This window comes from Paraburkholderia sp. UCT70 (assembly GCF_050434085.1).
GTDB classification, from domain to species: domain Bacteria; phylum Pseudomonadota; class Gammaproteobacteria; order Burkholderiales; family Burkholderiaceae; genus Paraburkholderia; species Paraburkholderia tuberum.
In genome coordinates, this window is record NZ_JBNPVZ010000002.1 from 2,316,599 (window position 1) to 2,342,312 (window position 25,714).

The window sequence follows — 25,714 nt, forward strand, 5'->3', positions numbered from 1 at the left end:
GCGGGACCGATCGTCGCCGCCGTGATCTCGGCACTCGAAGGCGCCGCGATCGGCGGCGGTGTGACGGCGATCGGAGCGGCGCTGGCGGAACTGGGCGTGCCGAAGAATGACGCCGTAAAATGGTTTGGACAACTCATATCCAGGTGTGAATCGCGCAGAAGAAGGCGCATCGCGGACGTAAATGGACCGCGCCCGCTACAGGAGCGGGCGCGTTCTTCGAGTGGCTATACGAAAGTAAGGCGTTGCGCGTGGAAATGCAGCTAGGCCGCTGCCGGCAAAGTGAAAACGAACACCGTTCCGCGTGGCTCGCCCGGGCCGGCCGTCAGTGTGCCGCCGTGCGCTTCGATGATGGATCGGCAGATGGCAAGCCCCATTCCCATGCCGGTTTTCTTCGTCGTGAAGAAGGCGTCAAAAATGCGCGATGCGATGTCCGCATTGATCCCGCTGCCGTTGTCTTTCACGGACACGACCACCGAGCCCTGATCGCCGACGTTCGACGTCACGCTGAGCAGCCGCTGCCGCGCATCGAGATGGCCCATCGCATCCGCGGCATTCATGACCAGGTTGAACAACACCTGCTGCAATTGCACCCGGTCGGCCATCACCGAACAGTTGGCGCCCAGATCGATTCGCACCACCAGGCCGCGTTGCTCGATTTCCGCCGCGGCCAGTTCGAAGACCTCGCGCACCACATTGTCGACATAAGTTGGCACGAAGCTCGGCTTGGCTTCCTTCGCGAGAGACTGCAACGCGCGGATGATGTCGCCCGCCCGCTTGCCGTCCTTCACGATATCGCGCAAGCCGTTCAACGCTTCGGAAAGGTCCGGCACCGGCCGGTTGAGCCAGCGCACGCCCGCGCTCGCATTCGACATGATCGACGCCAGCGGCTGATTGATTTCGTGCGCGATCGATGCAGCGAGTTCGCCCATCGTCGTCGCACGCGACGCCTTCGCCAGTTCGAGCTTGGCGTTCTGCAACGCCAGCTCGGTCGTATGCCGGTCGGTCACATCCGTTACCACGCCGACAAAGCTGCTCACGCCCGAGGGCTCGCCGAGCACTTCGAGGTGCTTGAGCGTGCCGTCCGGTAAAACGATCCGGAACTTCTGCCTGAATGACGTGCGATTGCGCGCGGCCCGCTCGACGACTTCCTGATAGAGCGCGACGTCTTCGGGATGAATCCGGTCGAGAATCGTCTGGGTGCCGGGGCTGCCGGCGTCCATCGGCAGGTCGAATACGCTGTAAAGCTCCTTCGACCAGTAGCGTTCGGCTGTCAATGTGTTCCAGATGTAGCTGCCCGAGCGGCCGATTCTTTGTCCGAGCGCGAGGGCCTCCTCACTCATGCGCAAGGCCATTTCCGTTTCCTGGCGCCGCTGGTTTTCTTCGAGCAGCTCCGCGTAAAGGCGCGCCGTTTCGAGCGAAATGGCCGCTTGCGAGGCCAGCAATTCGAGCACCGACGTACGGCTTTCCGTGAACACGCCCGCGGTCAGATTGTTCTCCAGATACAGCGCGCCGACAGCATTGCCCTGTTTGACGAGCGGCAAGCAGCACACGGAGCGAACCAGGCGTTTCGCAAAGGCTACGTCGAATGAAAAGCGCGGATCGCGTTGCGCATCTTCCACCACGACCGGCTTGCGCGTGCGCAGCGCCGTATAGAACACCGAAGCCGGCAGATCTTCACGCGTGAGCTTGTCGCCGCCCAGCGCCACCTGAACGCCGTGCGGTGCGTCCTGTCCGCTCGCCTCGATAACCGGCACATTGCCCTTCAACAGGATCAGCATTCCGCACTGCGCGCCAGCGTGCACGATGGCCAACGTCACGAGCGTGCGGATGAGTTTGTCGAGCACGATCTCCTCGGAGAGTGCCTGCGACGACTTCAACGCGGCGACGAGATCGAACCGCTGTTGTGCATCGGCGATCTCGATCGAGGGACGCGACGCGACCGGCTGCTCGACCGACAATTGCGCTGGACGCCCGCCGCGTTCGAGTAGCTTGACTTTGGCCAGCGCGCCCCAACGCGTGTAGCTGTCGATCGCGCGACGGCGATGGTGGCGCGCTGCGCTGAAAAGACCATTCGCCTCGCAGCACAGCGACGCCAGCTCGTGAGCCAGCGCATTGCTGTGATTGAAGCCGCTTTTGGATGCCACGGCGGCGGCCTGCTCGTACAGCGCCATGGCCGCAAGAGGCGTGCCGTTCAGGCGCGCTACCTCGGCTTCGACCAGCAGCAGTTTGTCGCGGAAGGTCGCCGGGTTGAGTTGCGCCCAGGTCCTCAGTCTCGCGAGATGTGGTTCGATCTGCGCGACGGCGTGGGCCGTCTCGCCTTCGGCGGAATAGACCTTCGCGATAGTGAGCGCCGCGTAGAAATGATAGTCGAGCAGGTGAATGTGCGCGGGCGTCGCCCACTTGAGTTCGCCCGCTTCGGCAAGGCAATACAACGCGTTCTGATAGTCGCCGTGAAAGTAGCAGGAAACCCCTTTCAGCAGCCAGATCCAGAAGCGCAGCGTGGTCATCTGCGTGTCGAGCAGGTCGAAGTCGAACGTCATGCGTCCGTCGACCACGACGCCGAAATTGCCGGGCAGCCCGGGGCCGCCCGTCAAACTGTGCACGTAGCGTTTCTGCAGTTCGAGGATGTCTTCCACGTCCTTGAAGCGCACGCGTCTTGCGAACGAGAGGCCGAGATCGATTTCCCTGTCGACCTGCTCCAGTGGCGCACCGATCGTCAGCAGATCGGAGACGATGTGATTGCACGAGTAGCAGCTCATGGTCAGATCGCCGCTGGGGCGCGCCGACTCGAAAGCGTCGCGCGCGCATTCCAGCACGTAGGGCAGCGGCTGGGTCCAGACGGCGATCGTATCGAGCGCAACCAGCGTGCTCGTGGCTACCGCGTTGAAACCTCGCGTTTCGACCAGCGTGCGCGCCAGCCGCGAGAATTCGAAGCCTTCCTCATAGCGGCCGAAAAACTCCCCCACGTAGACGCCAAACCACGAAAGACAATGTGCGGAAGCCGCCGTGATGCCATGATCGATCGTGAGCTGCACCATATGGCACAGATGCAGGAAGCCGAGCCGTTCGTTCACGAACGACGCCGGCGCATAGACGCTTGCCAGCAGGTTCATCTCCGATTCGATCTCCTCGTCACGCAAGATCGGCAGATCCGCGAGCGAGGCGATCGTGCGCGACGCGAGCGAATCATTGAGCCGGCTATACGCGGTCTCGACATCGGCGGCCTCCGGATAGCGCGGCAGGTAGGTGCCGAACAGCTTGACGCCCTCGAGCGCGGTTTCAACCGCGGCTTCGTAGTCCGACAGATGCTGCTGCATGTCGACTTTCAGCTTGTAGACCGATGCGCGCGCAACGACCGAGAGATCCTGACGCAGCAGCTTCGCGATCTCCGTGCCGGCTGCATCGAAATTCGCGTTCAGGATGTAGCACTGCACCCGCAGCACGCCAATCTCATAGCCGAGCGATTGCACGTAGTATTCGCCGCTCGCGTGGAGCAGCTTTTGCGCGACGTCGAGATAGTTCAGCGCGGACTGCATGGCGATCGCTTCTTTCGCGTGACGCGCCGCCTGCAGACAGATTCTCGCGAACGCCTTCGTCTCGCCCGAATCCAGATCGCGCAACGCGCCGGCTGCCTGAGCCCGTTCGATGTGGTGCGCGATGTCGAACGGCGAATTCTGCACGGCCCGCAGGTCGAAATCTTCCATCAGAATGCGGGCGATGCGCGCATGCCCGACACCGCGCTCGTCTGCCGGAGTCAACGCGTACGCCGCCTCCTGAATCCGGTCGTGCGCGAAAGCAAAACCCATTCGGTCAGACACGACGAGACCCGCCTCGATCGCCGGACGCAGACGCCGCTCCAATTCCACGCCGCCGGCACGGTCGATCCGTACCAGCGTCGATCCGTCGAGCCGGCGCCCCATGAACGCAAGCAGCTTGAGCATGGCCTGAGCATCCCGAGGCAGGCGCGACAGGCGCGCTACCATCAGGTCGACTACGTTATCGGACGATTCATATTCGCCGATACGATCGATATCCCACGTCCATCTGCCGGCCATGCCATCGTAGGCGATCAACTGCTGGTCGGCCAGCGCAAGCAGCAGTTGCTTGATGAAAAACGGATTGCCACCGGTCTTTTCGTGGACGACCGCCGCCAACGGATAGACGTGCGCGGCGTCGCAATGCAGCGCGTCGGCGAGCAAGGCCATCACGTACGCGGTATCGAGCGGTCCCACGGCGAGCGTGGTGACGCGCGCGCCGTCGCCTGGCGGCGACTTGAGAAAGGCCTTGAACTTGGGCGAGCGGTCAACCTCGTTGTCGCGGTAAGCGCAGATCAGCAGCACGTGCTGGATCTCGGCGGTCGCCACGAAGTTCGCGATGAAATTCAGCGTGGCGTCGTCGAACCAGTGCACGTCGTCGAAGAACAGAACCAGCGGGTGCGCTTGAGTCGCGAAGACGGACAGCAGACGCGTGATCAGCGCCTGAAAGCGCAGTTGCGCTTCCACAGGCGGCAGATCCGCCACATCGGGCTGCGCGCCGAGCACCAGTTCCAGTTCGGGAATGAAACCCACGATGAGTTTGCCTTGCAGCCCGATCGCTTCGCGCAGCACCTCGCGCCAGCGGTCCAGATCGCTATCGGTCTCGCCGAGAATGCGCTGGAACAGCGAGCGTATCGCCTGCATCAGCGGTGCGTAGGGCGCATTCTGCCCGTACTGTTCGAGCTTGCCCGAAGCGAAGAGCGTGGAGGTCTGCGCGGTAGCGCGGTGCACGCTGCGAACGAGTTCGGATTTCCCCGCGCCCGAATAGCCGGACACGAAGATGAGTTCGGCCGCGCCCTGCATCGCGTTGCGCTCGAAAGCGCCGAGCAGCGCCTTATATTCGACCGCGCGACCGAACAACCGATGCGTGACGGCGAGATTCCTGACGTTGTCTTCCGCGGCGGGTTCAAACGGAACGATGTGCTGCATCTCGTTCCAGTCGGCGAGACAGCGGCGCAGATCGGCCTCGAGGCTCGACGCGCTTTGATAGCGCTCGCCAGGGCTCTTGGCCAGCAGCCGGAGCACGATCGAACCGAGCACTGTGGGCAAGGACGCGCGATATTGCCGTGGATCGGCGGGCTGACGGGCGACATGGTTATAAACCCATTCGACGGCGTCGTCCGCCTCGAAAGGCAACTGGCCGGTCAGCAGTTCGTAGAGGGTGACGCCGAGCGAATAGAGATCGCTGCGCTCGTCGGCCTGACCTTCCGCACGCCGCGCCTGCTCCGGCGACATATAGGCGAGCGTGCCGTACAGCGTGTCCGACGATTCTGTCGAGGGATCGCCGGCCAGGTTGAATGTATCGCGAAAGCCCAGCAGGCGCACCGTGCCGTCCGTGCCTTCCAGCAGGTTGGACGGCTTGATGTCGCGATGCAGAACGCCACGCATATGCGCGAGCCGCAAAGCATGCGCGGCGCCGACCGCGATGCGCAAAAACCGGCTGAGTGAGATCGTGCCGTCGGCCGGCGGCAGAACCAGCGCACCGCCGTTGTCTTCGTACACGAGTATCGGGCCGCGCGCGAGCCGCACGAGCGCGAGCGGCCGCACAGCCCACGCCGAATCGAGTTTGTCGGCCGGGGCGAACTCCTGCTGCAAACGCCGGAATACGGCTTCGGAGGGCAGATCGGTGGGCACGGCAACCACCCACGACTGCGCGCCGTCCGGTGTTCTCGCCCGATAGCGCACGATGTTGCCGTCGACCAGCAGCGCTTCGAGCACGAGCTGATCGAACCAGATCTGATCGAAATGCACAGTGGCGCTGGCCTCAGGGGACGCCCCGCGAAATCCCTCAATAAATGCCTCTGTGCTCACTTCGCTTCTCCATGTCGTTCGATGGCAAGCATATTGGAATCGAGTAACACGTCTTCTGCAAAGGGCTTGCGCAGAAAAGCCACGGCGCCGTGCTGCATCGCGCGGCGAACCGTTTCGTCGTCGCCGTGCGCGGACATGAACACGACAGGAATGTGCCGCTGCTTCTCGATCAGTTGACGGTGCACGTCGAATCCTTGCATGCCTGGCATTCTAAGGTCGAGCAATACGCACAGGGCGTCGTCGTCCACGATACGAACAAACCTCATTGCTACGGTCTTCCCCTTGCGCCAACGTGATGGTTCGGCTCGGTTTCGGACGCGCTTTCTCCATGGCGTCCGGAGCGTCCGGATCCGGCTCATGGCCGGTTTTCTTTGCATGTTAGGTGCCGCTCCCAGCCCGACACTATCACACTTGGGTATAACGCCGTCATGCGGTGCGGCGGACCTGCCGAGCCCTTTGTAGGATGGTCCGCTTGCGCCATATCTCTTACTGTGAGGTCGTGAGGCAACGGCCCGACGCCGGCCCGCGCCGCCTTTGGAATCCGCCACGCCGGCCAGCCGGCAGGCGTTTTCGCCACAGCAGCGAACGGAGTCACAGTGGACACGATCGAGCGGAAGAAGACAAGGCATGGCAATTTATCCTGAATGGACGTCCGCCTGACCGAGCCGCCCGTGGACGCCCTGGCGCGGCCGCTCAAGGATCTGCGCCTTTCGGTGATCGACCAGTGCAACTTCCGTTGCACCTACTGCATGCCGAAAGAGGTCTTCAGGCCGGGCTACCCGTTTCTGTCGGCTTCCGAATGGCTGTCGTTCGATCAGATGCATGCGCTGTGCAAGGCCTTTACGCAACTGGGCATCGAGAAGATCCGCCTGACCGGTGGCGAACCGCTGCCGCGCAAAGGCATCGAACACCTGATCGAGCGCCTCGCGCGCCTGCGCACCCGCAGCGGCGCCCCGGTCGACATTGCCATGACCACCAACGGCTCCCTGCTCGGCGCCAAGGCACGCGTGCTGCGCGAGGCCGGCTTGGGACGCGTGACCGTCAGTCTCGATGCCATTGACGACACCACGTTTCGCCGAATGAACGACGTCGGCTTTCCTATTGCCCGCGTGCTGGCCGGCATCGACGAAGCGCTCGCCGCTGGCCTCGCGCCGTTGAAGATCAATGCCGTGATCGAGCGTGGCGTGAACGACGATCAGATCCTTCCGCTCGCGGAGTACTTCCATCGTCTGCCGGTCGATCTGCGTTTCATCGAATACAGGGACGTGGGCGGCGCAGAGGCGTGATGCGGCGACAAGGTCGTGCCCTGGGAGCAGATCCTGCGCACCATGCAAAGCCGCTACGCGCTGATTCCCGAGCCTGGGTCGACCGCCGGCGAAACCTCAGTCAATTACCGCTTTGCGGGTGCTGCGGGCCGCGTGGGCTTCATCTCCAGCATGTCGAAGCCGTTCTGCGCGGACTGCTCGCGCGCGCGAAGCCCGCGAACTGGCCAGGCATCAGCGCGCCTTTGCGGTCTTCCTCATTAGAGAACCACGCACTGCCCACCGTGTATCGGCGCAACGCTTCCATGCGGTCCAGCTTGTTCTCGCTCGAATACATCGAGGTGCCGCCCACCGTCTTGCCCGACACCATCCAGTACAGCGAAACGAACGGGTTGAAGCTCGCGACGCGCGTTGCATCCGTTCCCGCGCCGACGGGCAGGCCGGCATCGAGCATGTGGCGGATCGGCGGCGTGCGCTTGACGGCCTCTTCGCCATATTGCTGGATGAAGTACTCGCCTTGAAAGGCCATGCGGTGCTGGATCGCGATACCACCGCCCAAAGCGCGCACGCGGTCGATATTCTTCTGCGTGATGGTCTCGCAGTGATCGAAGAACCAGCGCAGCCCGTTGAACGGAATGTCGGCATTCAACGCGTTCGAATACATTCAGGAAGCGCTCGATCGATTCGTTGTAGGTCGCATGCAGACGGAACGGCCAGCGGTTTGCCACCAGCAGCCTGACAATGGCTTCGAGCTCGGCTTCGAGCGTGTCCGGCAAATCGGGCCGCGGCTCCAGAAAGTCTTCGAAGTCGGCGGCGGAGAACACCAGCATTTCGCGCGCGCCGTTGACGCGCAGGAAATTGTCGCCCTCGCCGGGCTTCGTCATCTTCACCCACTTCGCGAAGTCTTCGATTTCCTTCTTCGCGTTTTGTGTGAACAGCTTGTAGGCGATACGCACAGTCAGTTCATTGTGCTTCGCCATGTCCATGATGACCGCGTAGTCGTCCGGATAAGCCTGGTAGCCGCCGCCCGCGTCGATCGCGCTCGTCACGCCGAGCCGGTTCAGTTCGCGCATGAAGTGGCGGGTGGAATTACGCTGATCGTCCAGCGCGAGTTTCGGCCCTTTGGCGAGCGTCGAGGTATTCAGAAGCAGAGTGAAGCGCACATGCGGAATTCGGGACCCAGATGTTCCGCTCTCGAATTCCGCGCAATGTGTTTAATGCGCTGGTTACTTCACCTTAGCCGGCACCGGCCTCAGGATTTCGTGCTGCTGAGCCGTACGCTGAGCCGCCTTGTGCACCATCGTGTACGCGTAGTCCACGCCCATTCCGTACGCGCCGGAGTGTTCCTTGGCGATCTTCATGACCGCGTCGTAGGTCTCTTTGTGCGCCCAGTCGCGTTGCCATTCGAGCAGCACCTGTTGCCACGTGACCGGCACCACGCCGGCCTGAACCATCCGTTGCATCGCGAAGTCGTGAGCTTCCTTCGAGGTGCCGCCCGACGCGTCGGCGACCATGTAGATTTCGTAGTCGCCTTCGTCCATCGCGCACAGCGCGAACGTGTCGTTGCAGACTTCGGTCCAGAGACCTGCCACGACGACCTTCTTGCGACCGGCGGCAGCCAGCGAGTCACGGACCTTCTGGTCGTCCCACGAATTCATCGACGTGCGGTCGAGCACCTTGTGATCCGGGAACACGTCCAGCAGTTCGGGGTACGTATAGCCCGAGAAGCTTTCCGTTTCCACCGACGTGATCGTGGTCGGAATGTTGAACACCTTCGCAGCCTTCGCGAGACCGACCACGTTGTTTTTCAGCGCCTGGCGGTCCATCGACTGGACACCGAAAGCCATTTGCGGCTGCTGGTCGATAAAAATGATCTGCGAGTTTGCAGGCGTCAGAACTTCGAGTTTCGGATTTGCCATGGTTTTGTGCATCCTAAAGGGCTAGTTAACATGGGAGGACATGCCGCACTCTCTTGAAGTGCGAGAAAAACTGAGACCCAGTCTATCGACGGTTCTTCCCAGAGTCCTTGTTGAACTCCTTAATCGTTCTCAAAAAATAACAACCAGGAAATCGGCGACATGGCGCGTGGCGAACGGCCGCTCAGAACATTTCATATTTTCTGCAGGACTTTATGTGCGCGGCGTTCCTACACTTCAGGTGCCGGATTCGGAAACACCCGTTTCACCGGCTGACACCTCAAAAGGAAAAGCAATGAAAGACGAACTGAACGCAGCAGCACGTCGCGCGGCGCCGCTAAAAACACCGAGTCGCCTGACCGACGACGCGACACGTGATATCGCCGCCGCGTTGACCACACTGCTAGCCGACGTGTTCGCGATCTATCTGAAGACGAAAAACTTCCATTGGCACATGTCGGGCCCGTACTTCCGCGACTATCACCTATTGCTCGACGACCAGTCCGAGCAGATCTTCGCGACCACCGATCCGATCGCGGAACGCGCGCGCAAGCTCGGCGGCCGGACGCTGCACTCGACCGGCCAGATCACGAAGCTGCAGCGCATTCTCGACAACGATGCGGAGTTCGTGACGCCAGCTGACATGCTCGCCGAATTGCGTGAGGACAATCTGGCGCTATCCGGCTACATGCGCGAGACGCATTCGCTATGCGACGAATATGGCGATGTCGCCACGGCGAGTCTGCTCGAAAACTGGATCGACGAAGCGGAGCAACGCGTGTGGTTCCTGTTCGAATCCGGGCGGAATGCGTAAAGCTGTATGACCCGGCATCGCGCACGTGGATAGGCGAACGCTAGTGAGACGTGGCACGTGGGCGCGTCGCCGTTCACCCTTCGAGCGTGGCGTGAAGCCGCGCTTCGAGAAACTGAATGAGCGCGTGCACTTTTCTGGAGTGACGGCGATTGGGCAGATACGCTGCATAGACGACTGCATCGCCTTGATGAGGACTCGCTTCGAAGTTCTCGAACAGGCGCAACTGGCGGCCCGCACGAATCTCGGCGCCGACGTGCCATTCGGGCAGCAACGCAATGCCGCGTCCCGCTATCACGGCCTCGAGCAGGACGTCGAGACTGTTCGACAACAGATGACCGCGCACCTCGACGCGCTGCTCCACACCTTCGCGCCGGAAGGCCCAGACCTGGCGAGTGCGATAGCCGCCACCGTAAGCGAAGCGAAGACACTCGTGCGCGTCGAGTGCCTGCGGTGTCCGAGGCATGCCGCATCGTTCGAGGTAGTCGTGGCTGGCGACGACGTAGCGCGGATTGTCGGCGAGCTTTCTGACGATCAGATTGGCGTCGCGATCTTGCAGTCCGATCCGGATCGCGACGTCGATCCGCTCGAGCGCGAGATCGACGAAGTGATCCGCGACGACAACGTCGAGGAATACACGCGGATTGTCGGAGAGGAAAGCCGCGAGGTGCGGCGCGAGCCGCAAGCGGCTGTAGGTTGACGGCACCGAGATTCTGAGCGAACCGACCGGCGACGCGCCGCTGTCGAAGACGCTCTCGTCAGCTTCGGCCAGATCGTCGAGCACCTTGCCGATCTGTTCGACGTACGCAATGCCGGCGTCCGTGAGACTGACCTTTCTGGGCGTACGGGTCAGCAGCGCGGTACCCAGGGAGGCCTCCAGCGAGTCCATCAGCCGCGTGACCGAGGAGGTGGCCACCCCGAGACGTTGCGCAGCCTTTGAAAAGCCGCCGGCGTCAGCCACTTCCAGCAACGTTTTCACGGCAAGGAACTTGTCCATGTTCGGTCTCAGCGATGTTGCAGTTGCAAAGATGGTTGCGATAAACGCAATGCGAAGTTGCATTTTACCCACATTCACCGAGTCTGACGCAACGTATAAGCTGCATCCATTACCTAGCGAGGGGTGCAACATGAAAGCCATTCAAGTTGAGGTCTATTACGACTTTATCTGTCCGTGGTGCTGGATCGGCCAACGGAGTCTCGCCGCGGCGCTCGCGGAATCCGGCGTCGGCGCGGCTGTTTCGATTCGTTATGTGCCGTTCGAATTGAATCCTTCCATGCCGGTCGAAGGCACCGATCGGCGCGCCTATCGAACCCACAAATTCGGCAGTTGGGCGCGTTCGCAAGTCATGGACGCGCAGGTGACGGTCGCCGGCCTGACGGCAGGCGCGTCGTTCGCCTATGACAAGGTGCTGCGCACGCCGAATACGCGTCTCGCCCATCGCCTGATGCAGTTTGCTCAGGACCGCAATGAACCGCGCACGACTGCCGCGCTTTATCAAGCCATCTACACCGCCTATTTTTCCGAAGGCCGAGACATCGGTTCGCTCGACACGCTCGTCGCGATCGCAGCCGAACACACGCTCGATGCGCACGAGGTTCGCGCATACCTGCTCTCCTCCGCCGGCTATCTGGAGATCGACGCGGCGCGCGAGCGGGCCGACCAACTCGGCATTCAGGCCGTGCCGACCATGGTGATCGACGGCAAGGCGATCAGCGGCGCGCAGCCGTCAGTCGTTTTCGCGAATGCGCTGCGCGCGGCGGACCAAAGGAGTACAGCATGAGAACGCTTGAGAAACCGCGTGCCGTCGTGATCGGCGGCTCGCTCGGAGGACTGTTCTCGGCCACCACTTTGAGCGCAGCCGGCTGGCAGGTCGACGTGTTCGAGACCTCCCAGAATCAGCTCGAAAGCCGCGGTGGCGGCATCGTACTTCAGCCTGATGTGCTGGACGCACTCCGGTTCGCCGGCGTCGTGTTGACCGATCCACCCGGCGTGATGTCCGGTGAGCGCATCTATCTGGACCGCGACGACAACCGCGTCGACCAACTGTACATGCCGCAGATGCAGACCTCGTGGAGCTTGCTCTACCGCGCCATGAAAAATGCGCTACCCGCGGATTGCCTGCACACGGGCGAGACCTTTGTTGATTTCCGCATGGAAGGCGAGCAGATCGTCGCTCTGTTCGAGAGCGGCCGCAGCGAGCAGGCAGATCTGCTGGTCGGCGCCGACGGCATACGTTCGACGCTCAGACGGCGCCTGCTGCCCGAGGTGGTGCCTGCCTACGCGGGCTATGTCGCGTGGCGCGGACTCGTCGAGGAACCGGACTTGCCGTTGCATGCGGCGAACATGCTGCGTGACCGGTTTACTTTTCAGCAAGGCGACGGGCATTCGGCGCTCGCCTATCTGATTCCGGGCGAACACGACTCGAGCGTGCCTGGCGAACGCCGGTGGAACTGGGTGTGGTATCGCAAATACAGCCGCGAACGGCTCGACGAGTTGCTGGTGGACCGCCACCGCGTGGCGCGCGCGTTTTCGTTGCCGCCAGGCGCGACCAAGCGCGCCGACATCGACCAGTTGCGGGATGACGCGCAGGCGCTGCTCGCGCCGACGTTTCGCGCGCTCGTCGATAGCACCGACGATCCGTTCATGCAGCCGATCGTCGACCTGCGCGCGCCGAAGATGGTGTTCGGCCGCGCGGTGCTGCTCGGCGACGCCGCATCGGTTCCGCGTCCGCATACGGCGGGCAGCACGGCGAAGGCCGCGGCCAATGCCCATGCTTTGGCGCTGGCGTTGTCATCGACATGGCAGAACGGCGCAACGATCGATTCAACCCTCAAGCGCTGGGAGAACCAGCAATTGCAACGCGGCCGGCTCATGACCGATCTGGGCATTTCGCTCGGCGGCCGGCTGATGAACATCGCCCGCTGAGCACACATTTTCCGTTTTTTCTTTTAGGGAGTTGCAATGTCAACCCAACCATCCATCACGGCGGGCGGCGCCGGCCATGTCAAGCTGACACGCGGGCTGATCGCGCTGTTCGCATTCTGCTGCGGCGCGATCGTCGCAAACCTGTACTACGCGCAGCCGATCACCGAATTGATCGCGCCGGACATTCACATGTCCGGCGGCACAGCCAGCCTGATCGTTTCGCTGACGCAAATCGGCTATGCGTTCGGCCTGTTCTTCCTCGTGCCGTTGGGCGACCTGCTGGAAAACCGCAAGCTGATGATCATCACCGCGCTGGTCTCGATTGCAAGTCTCGGCGCGGCGACGGTCGTGCATCAGCCAGGCTGGTTCCTCGTGATTTCCTTGCTGATCGGCTTCAGTTCGGTCGCCGTGCAGATTCTGATCCCGCTCGCCGCGCATCTCGCACCAGACGAGTCGCGCGGCAAGGTGGTCGGCACCATCATGAGCGGCCTGCTGCTCGGCATTCTGCTGTCGCGCCCGATCTCCAGCGTGGTGGCCGGCCACTTCGGCTGGCGCGTGGTGTTCGGTGCCGCGGCTGTGCTGATGGCCATCGTCACCAGCGTGCTCACGCTGACCATTCCGCGCCGCCAGCCTGATCACCAGGCCACTTACTTCGAACTGATCGGCTCGCTCGGCCATCTGGTCCGCACGATGCCGGTGCTACGCCACCGCTCGCTGTATCAGGCGCTGATGTTTGCTTCGTTCAGCCTGTTCTGGACCGCGGTACCCATCGAGCTGACCCGGCAGTTCGGGCTCTCGCAAACCGCCATCGGCATCTTCGCGCTGGTCGGGGCGATCGGCGCAACCTCCGCGCCGGTGGCGGGACGTCTGGCCGACGCGGGGCATACGGTGCGCGCGACGCTGATTGCGCTGGTGGTGGGCGCACTCGCTTACACGCCGGCGTTGATCCATCCGGCCTGGGGCGTGATCGGGCTCGTCGCAACCGGCATCGTTCTCGATTTCGCCGTGCAGATGAATATGGTGCTGGGTCAGCGTGAAATCTACGCGCTGCATGCGGCAAGCAGAAACCGCCTGAACGCGTTGTATATGACCAGCATCTTCGTCGGCGGTGCCTTCGGCTCGGCGCTCGCTAGCCCGCTCTACGAACACGGTGGCTGGACGTTGGTCGCGAGCGTCGCGACGGCCTTTCCGATCATTGCACTGATCCACTATCTCGCGATCGGCCGTCCGCACGCCGCACGCATTGCATGACGGCATTTGGGGCAAACCGGGCGGTATGCCCTCCGGATTAACAAGATTTCAGCGTGGTTTCAGGAATTCCCGTGACGGTCACGATACGCTAGCCAGCATCGTCACGCACCTGAACGACGTTCAATCGTTTAAAAAGGAATCACCATGTCGTCTCTTTCCCCTTTGCTCAACGGCTACGATCTGCCTGGACTGCACTTGCCGAACCGCGTCGTGATGGCGCCCATGACCCGCTCGCGCGCACCGTTGCGCGGCCGTCCGACGGAAATGATGGCGGAATACTATGCGCAGCGCGCGTCGGCGGGGCTGATCATTACCGAGGCGACCAATGTGAGTCCTGCCTCGGCGTCCTTCGAGCTCACGCCGGGCATCATCACGGCCGAGCAGATCGAGGGCTGGCGTCACATCACGAGCCAGGTGCATGCAGCCGGCGGCCGCATCTTCATGCAGTTGTGGCATGGCGGGCGCGTCGGTTCGTTCGCACTGCTTGGCGGCGAGGCACCGCTCTCGCCCTCCGGCGTGAATGACGATCTCGACCAGTTGCAGGTGTGGGCGCAATTGCAGAACGGCCAGTACACCAGAATCCACGCCACGCCGTCGCGCGCCATGTCGCTCGACGAGGTGAAGCTTGCTATCGGCGCGTTCAGACAAGGCGCGGCCAATGCGATTGCCGCCGGCTTCGACGGCGTCGAAGTCCACGCGGCGAACGGCTACTTGCCGCATCAATTCCTGTCACCGACCATCAATACCCGCGACGACCGGTACGGTGGCTCGCTTGCGAACCGCGCCAACTTCCTGCGCGACATACTCACGGAGATCGGCTCGGTCGTTTCGCTCGACCGGGTCGGCGTACGCGTTTCGCCGTATGCGCAGTACAACAACGTGCGCGATGCGGATCCGGACGGCACCTACGACTACGTCGGCAAGATGCTCAACGAGTTCGGCGTCGCCTACGTTCACGCGGCGGACACGAACGCCTGGAGCGGCGCACCGGACCTGCCGCGCATCATCGAGCGTATACGCAAGGCGTTCTCCGGCACGCTGATGGTCAACGGCGGCATTGCCATCGACCAGGCCGACCAACTGATCCGCGACGGCCAGGCGGACCTGGTCGCGTTCGCGCGCGCCTATATCGCCAATCCCGACCTCGTCGAGCGCATTGCGACTCACGCGGCGCTCGCGACGCCCAAGGCGGCCGGCTGGTACGGCGGCGGCGACGCCGGCTATATCGACTACCCGTTCGACGGCAGCGCCGGCCAGAACGCACAAGCCGTATAAGCACGCGCCGTGCAGGCATGACGCATCTCCCGGCCGCGCGCAGCCTGTGCGTGCGGATTCTTCGATTCATGACTTCAGTGACAGGTACGTGATGACGCACAAGTCTAGACTGTTGGCGATGGGCGGCGTGATCGTCGCGGCCGCGCTAACCGGCGCGCTGCTGTTGATGTGGAAGCCCGCCATTGCCCCGGTCAATCCTCCGGCGCCTGCGTCGTTCGACACGCAGACGAAGCTCGCGGGCGCGCGCTTGGTGGCGCTCGGCGACTGCATTGTCTGTCACACCGCGAAGGGCGGCAAACCGTTCGCCGGCGGCCTGCCGCTTGCCACGCCGTTCGGCACCATTTACGCGACCAACATCACGCCCGATGTCGAAACGGGCATCGGCAGCTGGTCGCTCGAAACATTCACGCGCGCTGTGCGTTACGGCGTGGCCCGCGACGGGCACTTGTTGTACCCCGCGTTTCCGTACATTCACTTTATGCGTATGTCCGATCGTGACATTGCCGCGGCCTACGCATACCTGATGACGCGCGAGCCGGTCAACGCGACCACGCCCACGAACGAGCTAATCTTTCCGCTGAACTTTCGGCCTCTGCTGGCCTTCTGGAACGTGTTGTTCCTGCATCCCGGCGAGCAGGTGGCAGACGCGTCGAAAGACGCCGAGTGGAACCGCGGCAAGCTGCTGGTGGATGGCCTCGGGCACTGCGCGTCGTGTCATTCGCCGCTCAATATGATCGGCGGCGAAAAGACGGGACACGCATTCGACGGCGGTATCGTCGACGGCTGGGAAGCGCCCGCGCTCAATGCGCTCGGCGCGGCGCCGAAGCCGTGGACCCAGGAACAGCTCGTGACCTATCTGCGCAGCGGCCGCGCCAGCGAACACGGCGCGGCGGCCGGCCCGATGCTGCCCGTCACGCGCGACCTCGCTACCGTGCCTGAAGAGGACGTGCAGGCCATCGCCACCTACATCCTGTCGATTCAGAAGCCGCAGCCGGCCGTCGCCGGTGTGTCGACCAACGCAGCAGCGCAAGGCGAGAAGTCACCGGAGGCCCAGCGCGGCGCACTGCTGTTTGCGGCGTCGTGCGCCCAGTGCCACGGTCCCGCTGCGCCGATGCAGTCGATTGGCGAGCGCCCCACGCTCGCGTTCAGCACCGCCATCAATGCAGCGACGCCGCGCAACGCAGCTCAGATGATTCTTAGCGGCAACGGCTGGCACGGCGAGGACAGCATGAACTACATGCCGTCCTTCAGCGAAATCTACAGTGACCAGCAGATCGCCGACCTGGTGTCCTATATCCGCGCGACCTATTCGCAGCGCGGCGAGTGGAAGGACGTCGAGGAAACGGTGGTCAAAGTCAGAAAGGAGAATAACGCGCGATGATCAACCTTACCGTCAATGGCGTGCAGCACGTGCTGGATATCGATCCGTCGACGCCACTGCTCTACGCACTGCGCAATGACCTGCACCTGCACGGCGCGAAGTTCGGCTGCGGTCTTGGACAATGCGGCGCATGCACGGTGATCGTGGGCGACAAGGCTGCATTTTCCTGCCTGATTCCCGTGTCGTCGATCGGCAGCCGCCCCGTGCGCACGATCGAAAGTCTCGGCACGGTCGAACATCCCGGCCCGCTGCAGAAGTCCTTCATCGAACATCAGGCCGTGCAGTGCGGCTATTGCATCGCCGGCATGATCATGCGCGCCCAGGCCCTGCTCGAGCGCAACCCGCGGCCGACCGAGAATGAACTGCGCGAACACATGGAGCCGAATCTTTGCCGTTGCGGCACCCACATGCGCGTCCTCGCTGCGATCCGCGAAGTCGCGCACCTGCCCGCACCCGACGCTACGCCCACCCCGCCTCAAGGCGCGGTGACCCATGGAGGCACGCAATGAGCGTCAACGAAGACGATATTAACGAGGGACGCCGCCGCTTCATGATGTCCGGCGCGCTCGTGGTGAGCTTCAGTCTGTTCCCCGGTATCAAGGCCATGGCGCAGGAGGTGATCGCGGACGAAGGCGCTGCGGTACACGTGGCGAAAGAGACCGAAACGCTCGCGGGCAGTCTGAAGACCAATCCGTTCCTCGATGCATGGATCAAGATCGATCCCGCGGGCAAGGTGACTGTCTACACCGGCAAGGTGGAATTAGGCACCGGGGTACGCACCGCGCTGCTGCAAATCGCAGCCGAGGAGCTGGACATGGCGCCCTCGCTGATCACGTTTTTGACCGCCGATACGGGCGCCTCGCCGGACGAGGGACTCACGGCAGGCAGCCACACCATCGTCGACAGCGGCAGCGCCTTGCTGAACGCGTCTGCCCAGGTCCGTGGCCTGCTCGTCGATGCGGCGGCCAAACGCTTCGGCGTCAGCAGCAGCGTGCTGAAAGCCCACAACGCGGTCATCACGGCGCCAGACGGCCGGACGATGACGTATGGCGAAGCGGTCGGCGCCGCCGGTCTGCATCGCATCGCGTCGCCCGTATCGCCGTTGAAAGACCCCGCAACGTTCGCAGTGGTCGGTAGGTCATTGCCTCGGCTGGACATCCCGGGCAAGGTGACCGGCGGACCGAGTTATGTTCAGGACATGTTCATGCCGGACATGCTGCATGCGCGTGTAGTGTTGCCGCCGGTCTATGCTGCGAAGCTGCTGAAGACCAATACGCCCGACATTCTGAAGATGCCGGGCGTCGTCAAGGTGATCAGGGACGGCAGCATGCTGGCGGTGGTCGCCAAAGGCGAATGGCAAGCGGTGCAGGCGCAGCGCGCGCTGGCCGCGGGAAGTCAGTGGAGCGCCGGACGCACATTGCCCGACCCGGCTGCAGTACACCGCGATCTGAAGACGATTTCCACGCAACACATCGAAATCGCGAACACTCATAATGCGGCCGGCACGCCAGTCAAAACGCTGAGTGCGAAGTACACCAAGCACTACATGCTGCACGGTTCGATCGGCCCGTCCTGCTCAGTCGCGCAATTCAAGGACGGCACCATGACGGTCTGGACGCACTCGCAAGGCGTCTATCCGCTGCGCGATGCGCTCGCGGAAATGCTGTCGCTGCCGAAAGAGAATGTGCGCTGCGTTCATGTCGAAGGATCGGGCTGCTATGGGCACAACGGCGCGGACGACGTAGCATCGCACGCCGCCTTGATCGCCCGCGAGATGGCGGGCCAACCGGTTCGTGTGCAATGGATGCGCGAACAGGAACATACCTGGGATCACTTCACACCCGCGATGGTCACCGAAGTGAGCGCATCGCTGGACGCGAGCGGCAGCATCGTCAACTGGGACTACGCGCTGTGGAGCAGCTCGCACAACGAGCGGATCGTCAACGCGGGCCGGCTCCTTCCCGCGCAAATGCTGGAAAAACCGTTCGTGCCGGCGCCGTCGGTGCCGATGATGCAGCCCGAAGGCGGCGGCGACCGCAACGCGATTCCCCTGTACACGTTCCCCAACATGCATGTGATGAACAACTTCTCGCCGACCATGCCATTGCAAACTTCGGCGATGCGCTCGCTCGGTGCGCATATGAACGTCTTCACGATCGAGACGTTCATGGACGAGTTGGCCGCCGCAGCCGGCGCCGACCCCGTCGCGTTCCGGCTCAAGCATATGCAGGATCCGCGCGCCCGCGACGTGATCCGGCTTGCGGCCGAGAAATTCGGCTGGCCGCGCGCGCCGCGCAAGGCCAATCACGGCGTCGGCTTTGCGTTTGGCAAGTACAAGAACCTGATGTCGTATGTGGCGATGGCCGTGGAGATATCCGTGGTGCCCGAGACGGGCCAGGTGATTCTCGAACACGCCGAAGTCGCGGTTGACGCGGGGCAGATCGTTACCCCCGACGGCATCCGCAACCAGATCGAAGGCGGCGTGATTCAATCCGCAAGTTGGACACTCTATGAAGAATTGCAGTTCGACACATCTCGAATCCGTAGCTTCGACTGGAGCAGCTACCCGATCCTGCGGTATTCCGCCGTGCCGCGCAGTTTGAACGTGCATCTGATCAATCGGCCGGGTGCGCCATTTCTCGGCGCCGCAGAAGCGTCGATGGGGCCGACCGCCGGCGCGCTCGGCAACGCGTTGTTCGACGCGACCGGAAAGCGCTTGCGCGACATGCCGCTGGGTGGCGATAGCCTGCGCCGGCTGACCGACGTTTAGAGAGCCCGCACGGCGCCGCCTGCAACGGATGATTCTGCCTCGCGGACATAAGCACATGAAGTTTCTACAAGGAGCAAGCAAGTGATCATCGATCTATCGGGCAAGACCGCCATTGTGAGCGCGTCCACCGGGGGCATCGGCCTGGCGATCGCTACTGGGATCGCAACGGCCGGCGCGGACACCATTGTCAATGGACGCAAACAGGAAGCGGTGGACCGCGCCATCGACGCCATTCTCAAGACTGTTCCCACCGCGAAGCTACGCGGTTTTGCCGGCGACCTCAGCACACCCGAGGGCTGCGACGCGCTGGCGAAAGCCATACCGCAAGTGGACATCCTCGTAAGCAACCTGGGCGTGTACGGCCCCGGCGACGTTTTCACGACCACCGACGTCGACTGGGAGCGCTATTTCCAGGTCAACGTGATGTCCGGCGTAAGGCTGACGCGCGGCTACCTCAAGGGGATGATCGAACGCAAATGGGGGCGCGTTGTGTTCATCTCGTCGGAGTCGGCACTGAACATTCCCCCGGATATGCTCGCGTACGGCTTCTCGAAGACCGCGCAATTGAGCATCGCGCGCGGCATCGCCAAGCAGGCTGCCGGCACAGGCGTGACGGTGAATGCCGTGCTGCCGGGACCCACCTTGTCAGACGGCTTTCGCGCAATGGTGGAAGAGACGGCGAAGGCACAAGGCAAAACGGTCGAACAGGTCGGCATCGATTTCGTGCGCGCGCACCGCCGCAGTTCGATCATCCAGCGGCCGGCAACCACGGAGGAAATCGCGAACATGGTCGTGTACGTGTGCTCGCCGCAGGCTTCGGCAACCACTGGCGCGGCGCTGCGGGTGGACGGCGGCGTGGTGGATACGATTGCGTGACCGGTCGATGGGTACGCGCTACAGAAGGGGTTCAACGAAAACACTATGAACAGAAAAAAGAATATTGCCACTGTGCTCGTGGCAGCCCTCTTTTTTACCGGTCAAGGTTTTGCACAGGGACTCGCTGACAACACCGCACAGAACGGCTCCGATGCGGGTAACCGTCCACCGGTCGCTCACCAGGGTACCGGTCCTTCGGAGTCTGGCACCAGCAGGCCTCACATGTTGCATGCTGGCTTCAAGGATTTTCACTGCGCGCGCGTCATTCTGAGTGGCGTCGAATTAATGCACATGATCAAGAAAGGGCAGATGAAATGTCGGGGCGAGACTCCGCTGTCTCCCGCACAGCAGTTCTACTCGCTCGTTTCATAAGCAATCCTCCGCATATCACCGCTGCTTGACCCGTTGACCTTACTGCGACAGAGCCGAAGAAAGTGCTCAAGCGGAATCACGTTGCGGAGTTCTTCGCCAACCTCCCCGCTTGCGTGATCGGGATGGAAGCGTGCGCCAGCGCGCACTATTGGGCCCGCAAGCTGCAGGCCATGGGCCATACGGTCCGACTGATTGCACCGCAGTTTGTCAAACCGTACGTCAAGACGAACAAGAATGACGCGGCGGATGCCGAAGCAATCTGCGAGGCAGTCGCGCGCCCGAACATGCGCTTTGTGCCGGTCAAGAGCATCGAGCAGCAATCGGTGTTGTCGCTGCATCGCGTACGCGAGGGTTTTGTGCGGGCGCGAACCGCGCAGGCCAATCAGATTCGCGGACTGCTGGCCGAATTCGGGATCGTTATTCCCAAGGGAATTGGGCATCTCGAGCGCCAGGTACCCGAACTGATCGAAGATGCAGAGAACGAACTAACGTCAAGACACACCGCGCCGCGTCGCTCTATTGGGGCAGCCGCCGTCGTCACTCATTCTGCCTGCACCCAGCAGCCATGAAAGCTCAATGGGAGGGTGTGCGTGAGCCACACTTTTGCAATGGGGCCGTCTTCGATGCGGTTTGCGCGAAACACTGCCAGGCAGTTCTGCTGAAGCCGGCTATCGAGAACCTCGACGAGCAGCCAGCCCTCATCCTGCAGCGAGTCGGCCTTGTCCGGCCCTGCGGCGAAAATGGGTTCCGCACAGTACTGCCCCGGCTGGAACGTGAACTGTTGGCGCCTGCCACCCAGCATATCCATGCGGACGATTGCATTCCAGAAGCCGGTATCGTCGGTGCCCAAACCGAAATAGCCGTACCGGTTCTGTCGCAACGCGTGCGCGGGATTGATGGTGGGAAACTCGTGGCTCCCAGTGTCCAGCGTTTCCATACGCGCCCGCCGCTGGTCTGGCGCAATGACGAAGCGTCGTATGGCGCCCGGCGCGCCTACCACTCCCTGCTGGTCGTTCATGACCGCGCGCCAGCTCGCCTCCGGACCCACAAAAGTACTGGGATTGTCGTACGCGACGCAGTCTGCAACGATTTCGCCGCCCCGCTCGTAAGCGTTGACGCCATGCCACATCCATACCGCTTCGGTCTCGATTTGTATGGGGTTTTCGCTGCCGCCCCGGTGCACGACGAGCAGCAGGCCGCCTGCTTCGAGTCGCCACTGAATGCATCCCAATAGACTGGTTTGACCAGCCTGCCAGCTTGCCACGTCCATGAAAGCCGGATGCAGGTGCAGCACGATGTAGCGCTCAGTCACGAAGAAGTCATGCACGTACACGTAGCGCGGCGCTTGCACTACCCGGTGCCAGTTCAGCTTGCCCTCCCGGTCAAATTCCGTCAGGTGTATCTGCAGCGTCGGCCCGTACTGCGTTCCGAAATGGATCCATGCACCACTCACAGGATCTTCCTTGGGATGTGCCGAATAAACAGTCAGTCCGCTCGGCAGCCCCAGCAGCGTTACGCCGCGCGTCAACAGCGATTGCGGCTCGAGTTGGTAGGGTTGAAATGACTCGTCGAACGCATAGAGCTGGTTGTTACGCCACCGTACCGATATGCCTGCCTGGCCGCCGTGAAAGTCGGGACGCGCGTTACGAGCCGGTCCGCCCGGAAGCTGGGAGGCCCACGTCGAGTAGAGGTATTGTCCGGCCTTCGATTCGTCGAGATATTTGGTGGTGCGGACAAAACGATTCTGAAACGTCACCCCGTCTGAAGCGATCCGGTAGCAGCGAATCATCCCGTCGCCGTCCAGGATGTGTTGCTTGCGCCAACCCGCTCGCTCGAACAGACCTGGTCCGTCGCGAAACAGCGTGCCTCGCAGGTTGTGTGGCATCTGCCCCTCGACTCGTGCGGCGTAGTTCAACTCCTGGTCCATCGAGTTCGCCAGTGCAAACCAAGGAAGCGGTGGCGCCGATGCAACGGTCTGAGCGAGGCCACGCGCGCCGGTGAAAGCGTCGAGCGTGCTTAAGACGCCCAGCTTGAGTAGGTCCCTTCTTTGCATGTCGTTCCTCCGGTGAGTGATGGCCGCGCGATGCGAGACCTTCTGGAGACACCGTAGGAGCTCAGCGGCGCAGATCCCAGACTGCCCGGCGCGAACGCGGGAATTGGCGTGCGAACGGTGCAATTGCGGCGGCGAACGCGCAGCGCAAAACGGCCGCGTGCGAAACAGCCGGCCGCTTCGTTCGCAACCCACGTTTACGCGCTCGACGCCAAAATCCGGCGCTGAGCCCGACGAGCATGCAAACCGTAACGGTTTGGCGCAAACTTGAGCGGCAGCACGCGAGGAAGCCTCGAATCTGGACACTCATGGACGCACAGCTCAATCCGGCGACGCTATTGGGACAGCTCATCGGCTACGGACTCAGCTTGATGCTGGCGGTTTTGCTGGCAGCGCTCGCGTGGCGGTCTCCTGGCGAAGGCCGTCATGCACGTGCGCTCAACGCCGCGTGCGGAGCCGTATGGAGCATGGGCGGGCTGACTCGATTCAGCCTGCTCGCTGCAGGTGTTCCTTCGCAGTCGACGGCCGTACTGTGGGTCAACAGCCTGTCTTTCTGTGCCCCTGCCGCGTGGCCGATCTGCCTGTTGCTGTTCTGGAACACCAGCCCCGCGACCACGTCGCGGAGGAAAGCAGGAGACTGGCTCCTACGCTGCACACTCGCCCTGGCCGTACTCCAGATGATCGGTCTCGCAGTTGCGCCACGCGCGTTTCCCCAATGGCTCGATGCACTGCACTGGATGACCGGATATAGCGCGCTGGCTGTCCTGTTCTGCGCACTCGTCCTGCTTCGTCCGCACATTTCGTCGGCTGCAGAGCGGGTCGGGTTCGCGCTGATCCTGTTGGGTCCGTCGCTGAGCATGGCCGCGCACTGGATGCGAATGTTGAGCGTCTTGTCCACGCGTTGGGATCCGCCGCTCGATATATTGGCGAAGCAGAGCATCGTCCTGACCATGCTCGGTGGGCTGCTCTATCTCGGCCAATTCCGGGCTGCCGACTGTTTCGCCAAACTTGGCTTGCGCGTCGTACTCGCGTGCACGCTGGGCGTGTCGCTCGCATGGATCGCCATGTGGTCGTCGGGCGGAGGCTTCGCGCTGCGCACTGCGTCCGACGCGGCGGGCGCCGCCCTCTTTTGCGCGGCGGCGACCGCTGCGCTGCTGCTAACAGGCTGGCTCGCAAGCGCAGGTGACCGCCTTGTCGACCAGCGCGTCTTCGGTCGTGACGATCCGCAGGCGGCACTCGCCGAATTGCGCGAGCGCCTCGCCCAGCAGGAGACACAAGCGGCCGTTTTTCACTGCGCCGAGCACTTTCTGCACGACATGCTGAACATCGAAGTGCGCGTGTCGCGACGCACGGCAGAAGCGGTCCCATCAAATGATCTTGTCGCGGTCCCCGTGGGCGATGTCGAGCTCTTCGAGCTATCGGCGCGCCATGGCATGCGCCGCCGAGCACTGCTGAGCGGGGAACTGGACATTCTCCGGCAGGCGGGATATGTGGTCGGGCGACGGCTCGAAGCGCTCGAACGCGAACGAGAGCGCATCGAGACAGCGCAGCGCGAGGCGAGTCTGTTGCACCAGGTGGTCGAGGCTGAACTACGGACGCTGCGCGCACAGATCAATCCGCATTTCCTGTTCAATTCGCTCAATACCATCGCCGCCATGGTGCATCAGGCGCCCGAGATCGCTGAAACGATGACGCTGCGTCTGGCCGGTATTTTTCGTCACGTTCTGCACCAAAGCGCGCAATCATTCGTCCCGCTGCACGAGGAGACTGCGTTCCTGAAGGCCTATCTGGAGATCGAGCAAATCCGCTTCGGACAGCGCCTGCGAGTGGACTTCCACATCGCCGATCAGACAGCCGACTGTCCGATTCCTTCGCTCATCCTGCAGCCGCTTGTGGAGAATGCGATCAAGCACGGCTTTGCACCGAAGCTCGGCGAGTGCCAACTGGTGGTCAGCGCGGAACGGATAGGAGCCGAGCTCATACTGAGCGTCGAGGACAACGGAGGCGGAACACGTATTGCCAGTGCGAACGACGCGTCGAACGAAGGTGTCGGGATGCGCAACGTGCGTGATCGGCTGAAAGCAGCCTATGGTAGCCACGCACGTTTTACGTTCAATAGCGAACCACGGCGAGGCAGCCGTGCGACAGTGACAATACCGCTCCAGGCGGAGCAGGTATGAGCGTCGAGTTGCGCACACTGCTGATCGACGACGAGCAGGCCTCGCGGCTGCGTTTGCGCAGGCTGCTGGAGAGCCGGCCGGAAGTCGACATCATCGGCGAGGCGCGCGACGGGCTTGAAGCGACAGAACTCATCGAGCGCTTGCGGCCCGACCTGACTTTCCTCGACGTGCAGATGCCCGGGCTCGACGGATTCGAAGTGCTGCGCGCCATTGAGCCGACTACGCCTCTTCCGTTGGTGATCTTCGTCACCGGCTATGATGAACATGCGCTGCGCGCTTTCCAGGCCCAGGCGCTGGCCTATCTGCTCAAGCCGGTAGAAGCGGAGGTTCTCGATGCGATGGTCGAGCGTGCGTATGGAATTCAAAGCTATCGCGAGCGGCGCGCCGAGCATGACGACAAGGTGCGCGGCGCGTTGAACCAGATGCCGCGTGCGGCCCGGCACATCGTTGCCCGCAAGGCCGGGCACCTGCTGTTGCTGGAACCGTCGGATATCTGCTACTTCTGGATGGATGCGGGCATTCTGCGCGTTCAGACGGAAGCCGGGCACTACTGGGTCAACTATGCGATTGGAGAACTGGAAGCGACACTATCCGAGAGCGGTTTCTTTCGCGCCCATCGCGGCGTGCTGGTGAATCTGCACAAGGTTCTTGAGATTCGCCCGACCGCCCGCAGTTCGTTCCAGTTCGTCATGAACGACCGTAATCGGACAGTGATCGATGTCAGCGAGCGCCAGGGGCGGGCCCTGAGGTCCCGCATTCCCGGTCTTTGACAGCCTGTTGAGCCGACTGAAAAATTGC

General features: G+C 62.6%; 16 protein-coding genes and 4 pseudogenes. 14 read left to right on the top strand and 6 right to left on the bottom strand.

Annotation, left to right across the window (positions count from 1 at the left end):
- Nucleotides 1–260: 260 nt before the first annotated feature.
- Together OKW41_RS12965 and OKW41_RS12970 are read right to left on the bottom strand one after the other, a co-directional pair.
- Nucleotides 261–5,846, bottom strand: a complete 5,586-nt coding sequence (locus OKW41_RS12965) for a trifunctional serine/threonine-protein kinase/ATP-binding protein/sensor histidine kinase (protein ID WP_429572745.1) — start codon at nt 5,844–5,846, stop codon at nt 261–263.
- Entirely contained in the window at nt 5,843–6,094 is a 252-nt protein-coding gene (locus OKW41_RS12970) for a response regulator transcription factor (protein ID WP_429572746.1), read from the bottom strand. Before OKW41_RS12970 ends, OKW41_RS12965 begins: the two co-directional genes overlap by 4 nt.
- A gap of 396 nt (nt 6,095–6,490) precedes the next feature.
- Between OKW41_RS12970 and moaA the strand changes: the two are divergent.
- A pseudogene (gene moaA, locus OKW41_RS12975) lies at nt 6,491–7,339 on the top strand (GTP 3',8-cyclase MoaA); the annotation flags it as partial.
- Here the strand turns inward: moaA and OKW41_RS12980 are convergent.
- Both OKW41_RS12980 and OKW41_RS12985 read right to left on the bottom strand, forming a co-directional pair.
- Nucleotides 7,272–8,181 (bottom strand): annotated as a pseudogene (locus OKW41_RS12980) (amidohydrolase family protein). The pseudogenes moaA and OKW41_RS12980 overlap by 68 nt on opposite strands.
- Nucleotides 8,182–8,334: 153 nt before the next feature.
- Nucleotides 8,335–9,027 (bottom strand): hydrolase, encoded by a 693-nt coding sequence (locus OKW41_RS12985; protein ID WP_429572747.1) that lies wholly within the window; start codon nt 9,025–9,027, stop codon nt 8,335–8,337.
- A 292-nt stretch (nt 9,028–9,319) separates the two neighbouring features.
- Here OKW41_RS12985 and OKW41_RS12990 point away from each other — a divergent pair, with 292 nt between their 5' ends.
- Nucleotides 9,320–9,838, top strand: a complete 519-nt coding sequence (locus OKW41_RS12990) for a Dps family protein (protein WP_429572748.1) — start codon at nt 9,320–9,322, stop codon at nt 9,836–9,838.
- A 73-nt stretch (nt 9,839–9,911) separates the two neighbouring features.
- On the opposite strand, the gene OKW41_RS12995 is transcribed toward OKW41_RS12990, so the two are convergent.
- A complete protein-coding gene (locus OKW41_RS12995; protein WP_429572749.1) occupies nt 9,912–10,832 on the bottom strand; it encodes a LysR family transcriptional regulator in 921 nt (306 codons plus the stop codon).
- Between the two features lie 130 nt (nt 10,833–10,962).
- On the opposite strand from OKW41_RS12995, the gene OKW41_RS13000 reads away from it, so the two are divergent.
- The 10 genes and pseudogenes from OKW41_RS13000 to OKW41_RS13045 form a co-directional block, all read left to right on the top strand.
- On the top strand, nt 10,963–11,616 hold the full coding sequence (locus tag OKW41_RS13000) for a DsbA family oxidoreductase (RefSeq protein ID WP_429573402.1): 654 nt from the start codon (nt 10,963–10,965) through the stop codon (nt 11,614–11,616).
- A complete protein-coding gene (locus OKW41_RS13005) occupies nt 11,613–12,761 on the top strand; it encodes an FAD binding domain-containing protein (protein WP_429572750.1) in 1,149 nt (382 codons plus the stop codon). The genes OKW41_RS13000 and OKW41_RS13005 overlap by 4 nt, the downstream gene beginning before the upstream one ends.
- A gap of 36 nt (nt 12,762–12,797) precedes the next feature.
- Nucleotides 12,798–14,012 carry an MFS transporter gene (locus tag OKW41_RS13010; protein WP_429572751.1) on the top strand — a complete coding sequence of 405 codons (1,215 nt, stop codon included), beginning with the start codon at nt 12,798–12,800 and terminating at the stop codon, nt 14,010–14,012.
- A 144-nt stretch (nt 14,013–14,156) separates the two neighbouring features.
- Entirely contained in the window at nt 14,157–15,287 is a 1,131-nt protein-coding gene (locus OKW41_RS13015; protein ID WP_429572752.1) for an alkene reductase, read from the top strand.
- A gap of 91 nt (nt 15,288–15,378) precedes the next feature.
- Complete coding sequence (locus tag OKW41_RS13020; protein ID WP_429572753.1) at nt 15,379–16,668, top strand: c-type cytochrome; 1,290 nt, start codon at nt 15,379–15,381, stop codon at nt 16,666–16,668.
- A complete protein-coding gene (locus OKW41_RS13025; protein WP_429572754.1) occupies nt 16,665–17,177 on the top strand; it encodes a (2Fe-2S)-binding protein in 513 nt (170 codons plus the stop codon). The genes OKW41_RS13020 and OKW41_RS13025 overlap by 4 nt, the downstream gene beginning before the upstream one ends.
- Nucleotides 17,174–19,438 carry a molybdopterin cofactor-binding domain-containing protein gene (locus OKW41_RS13030; RefSeq protein ID WP_429572755.1) on the top strand — a complete coding sequence of 755 codons (2,265 nt, stop codon included), beginning with the start codon at nt 17,174–17,176 and terminating at the stop codon, nt 19,436–19,438. Before OKW41_RS13025 ends, OKW41_RS13030 begins: the two co-directional genes overlap by 4 nt.
- Nucleotides 19,439–19,519: 81 nt before the next feature.
- Nucleotides 19,520–20,314, top strand: coding sequence for an SDR family NAD(P)-dependent oxidoreductase (locus OKW41_RS13035; RefSeq protein ID WP_429572756.1), 795 nt, complete (start codon nt 19,520–19,522; stop codon nt 20,312–20,314).
- A 213-nt stretch (nt 20,315–20,527) separates the two neighbouring features.
- A pseudogene (locus OKW41_RS13040) lies at nt 20,528–20,686 on the top strand (IS6 family transposase); the annotation flags it as partial.
- A gap of 59 nt (nt 20,687–20,745) precedes the next feature.
- A pseudogene (locus tag OKW41_RS13045) lies at nt 20,746–21,177 on the top strand (IS110 family transposase); the annotation flags it as partial.
- A 50-nt stretch (nt 21,178–21,227) separates the two neighbouring features.
- Here OKW41_RS13045 and OKW41_RS13050 read toward each other — a convergent pair.
- On the bottom strand, nt 21,228–22,739 hold the full coding sequence (locus OKW41_RS13050) for a carotenoid oxygenase family protein (protein ID WP_429572757.1): 1,512 nt from the start codon (nt 22,737–22,739) through the stop codon (nt 21,228–21,230).
- A 305-nt stretch (nt 22,740–23,044) separates the two neighbouring features.
- On the opposite strand from OKW41_RS13050, the gene OKW41_RS13055 reads away from it, so the two are divergent.
- Nucleotides 23,045–24,916, top strand: a complete 1,872-nt coding sequence (locus tag OKW41_RS13055) for a sensor histidine kinase (protein ID WP_429572758.1) — start codon at nt 23,045–23,047, stop codon at nt 24,914–24,916.
- On the top strand, nt 24,913–25,686 hold the full coding sequence (locus OKW41_RS13060) for a LytR/AlgR family response regulator transcription factor (protein WP_429289744.1): 774 nt from the start codon (nt 24,913–24,915) through the stop codon (nt 25,684–25,686). The genes OKW41_RS13055 and OKW41_RS13060 overlap by 4 nt, the downstream gene beginning before the upstream one ends.
- Nucleotides 25,687–25,714: the final 28 nt, after the last annotated feature.

Bases quoted from the DNA above. Each gene is read 5' to 3' on its own strand.
- OKW41_RS12985 (WP_429572747.1), bottom strand. From the start codon at position 9,027: ATGGCAAATCCGAAACTCGAAGTTCTGACGCCTGCAAACTCGCAGATC.
- OKW41_RS12990 (WP_429572748.1), top strand. From the start codon at position 9,320: ATGAAAGACGAACTGAACGCAGCAGCACGTCGCGCGGCGCCGCTAAAA.
- OKW41_RS12995 (WP_429572749.1), bottom strand. From the start codon at position 10,832: ATGGACAAGTTCCTTGCCGTGAAAACGTTGCTGGAAGTGGCTGACGCC.
- OKW41_RS13000 (WP_429573402.1), top strand. From the start codon at position 10,963: ATGAAAGCCATTCAAGTTGAGGTCTATTACGACTTTATCTGTCCGTGG.
- OKW41_RS13005 (WP_429572750.1), top strand. From the start codon at position 11,613: ATGAGAACGCTTGAGAAACCGCGTGCCGTCGTGATCGGCGGCTCGCTC.
- OKW41_RS13010 (WP_429572751.1), top strand. From the start codon at position 12,798: ATGTCAACCCAACCATCCATCACGGCGGGCGGCGCCGGCCATGTCAAG.
- OKW41_RS13015 (WP_429572752.1), top strand. From the start codon at position 14,157: ATGTCGTCTCTTTCCCCTTTGCTCAACGGCTACGATCTGCCTGGACTG.
- OKW41_RS13020 (WP_429572753.1), top strand. From the start codon at position 15,379: ATGACGCACAAGTCTAGACTGTTGGCGATGGGCGGCGTGATCGTCGCG.
- OKW41_RS13025 (WP_429572754.1), top strand. From the start codon at position 16,665: ATGATCAACCTTACCGTCAATGGCGTGCAGCACGTGCTGGATATCGAT.
- OKW41_RS13030 (WP_429572755.1), top strand. From the start codon at position 17,174: ATGAGCGTCAACGAAGACGATATTAACGAGGGACGCCGCCGCTTCATG.
- OKW41_RS13050 (WP_429572757.1), bottom strand. From the start codon at position 22,739: ATGCAAAGAAGGGACCTACTCAAGCTGGGCGTCTTAAGCACGCTCGAC.
- OKW41_RS13055 (WP_429572758.1), top strand. From the start codon at position 23,045: ATGGACGCACAGCTCAATCCGGCGACGCTATTGGGACAGCTCATCGGC.
- OKW41_RS13060 (WP_429289744.1), top strand. From the start codon at position 24,913: ATGAGCGTCGAGTTGCGCACACTGCTGATCGACGACGAGCAGGCCTCG.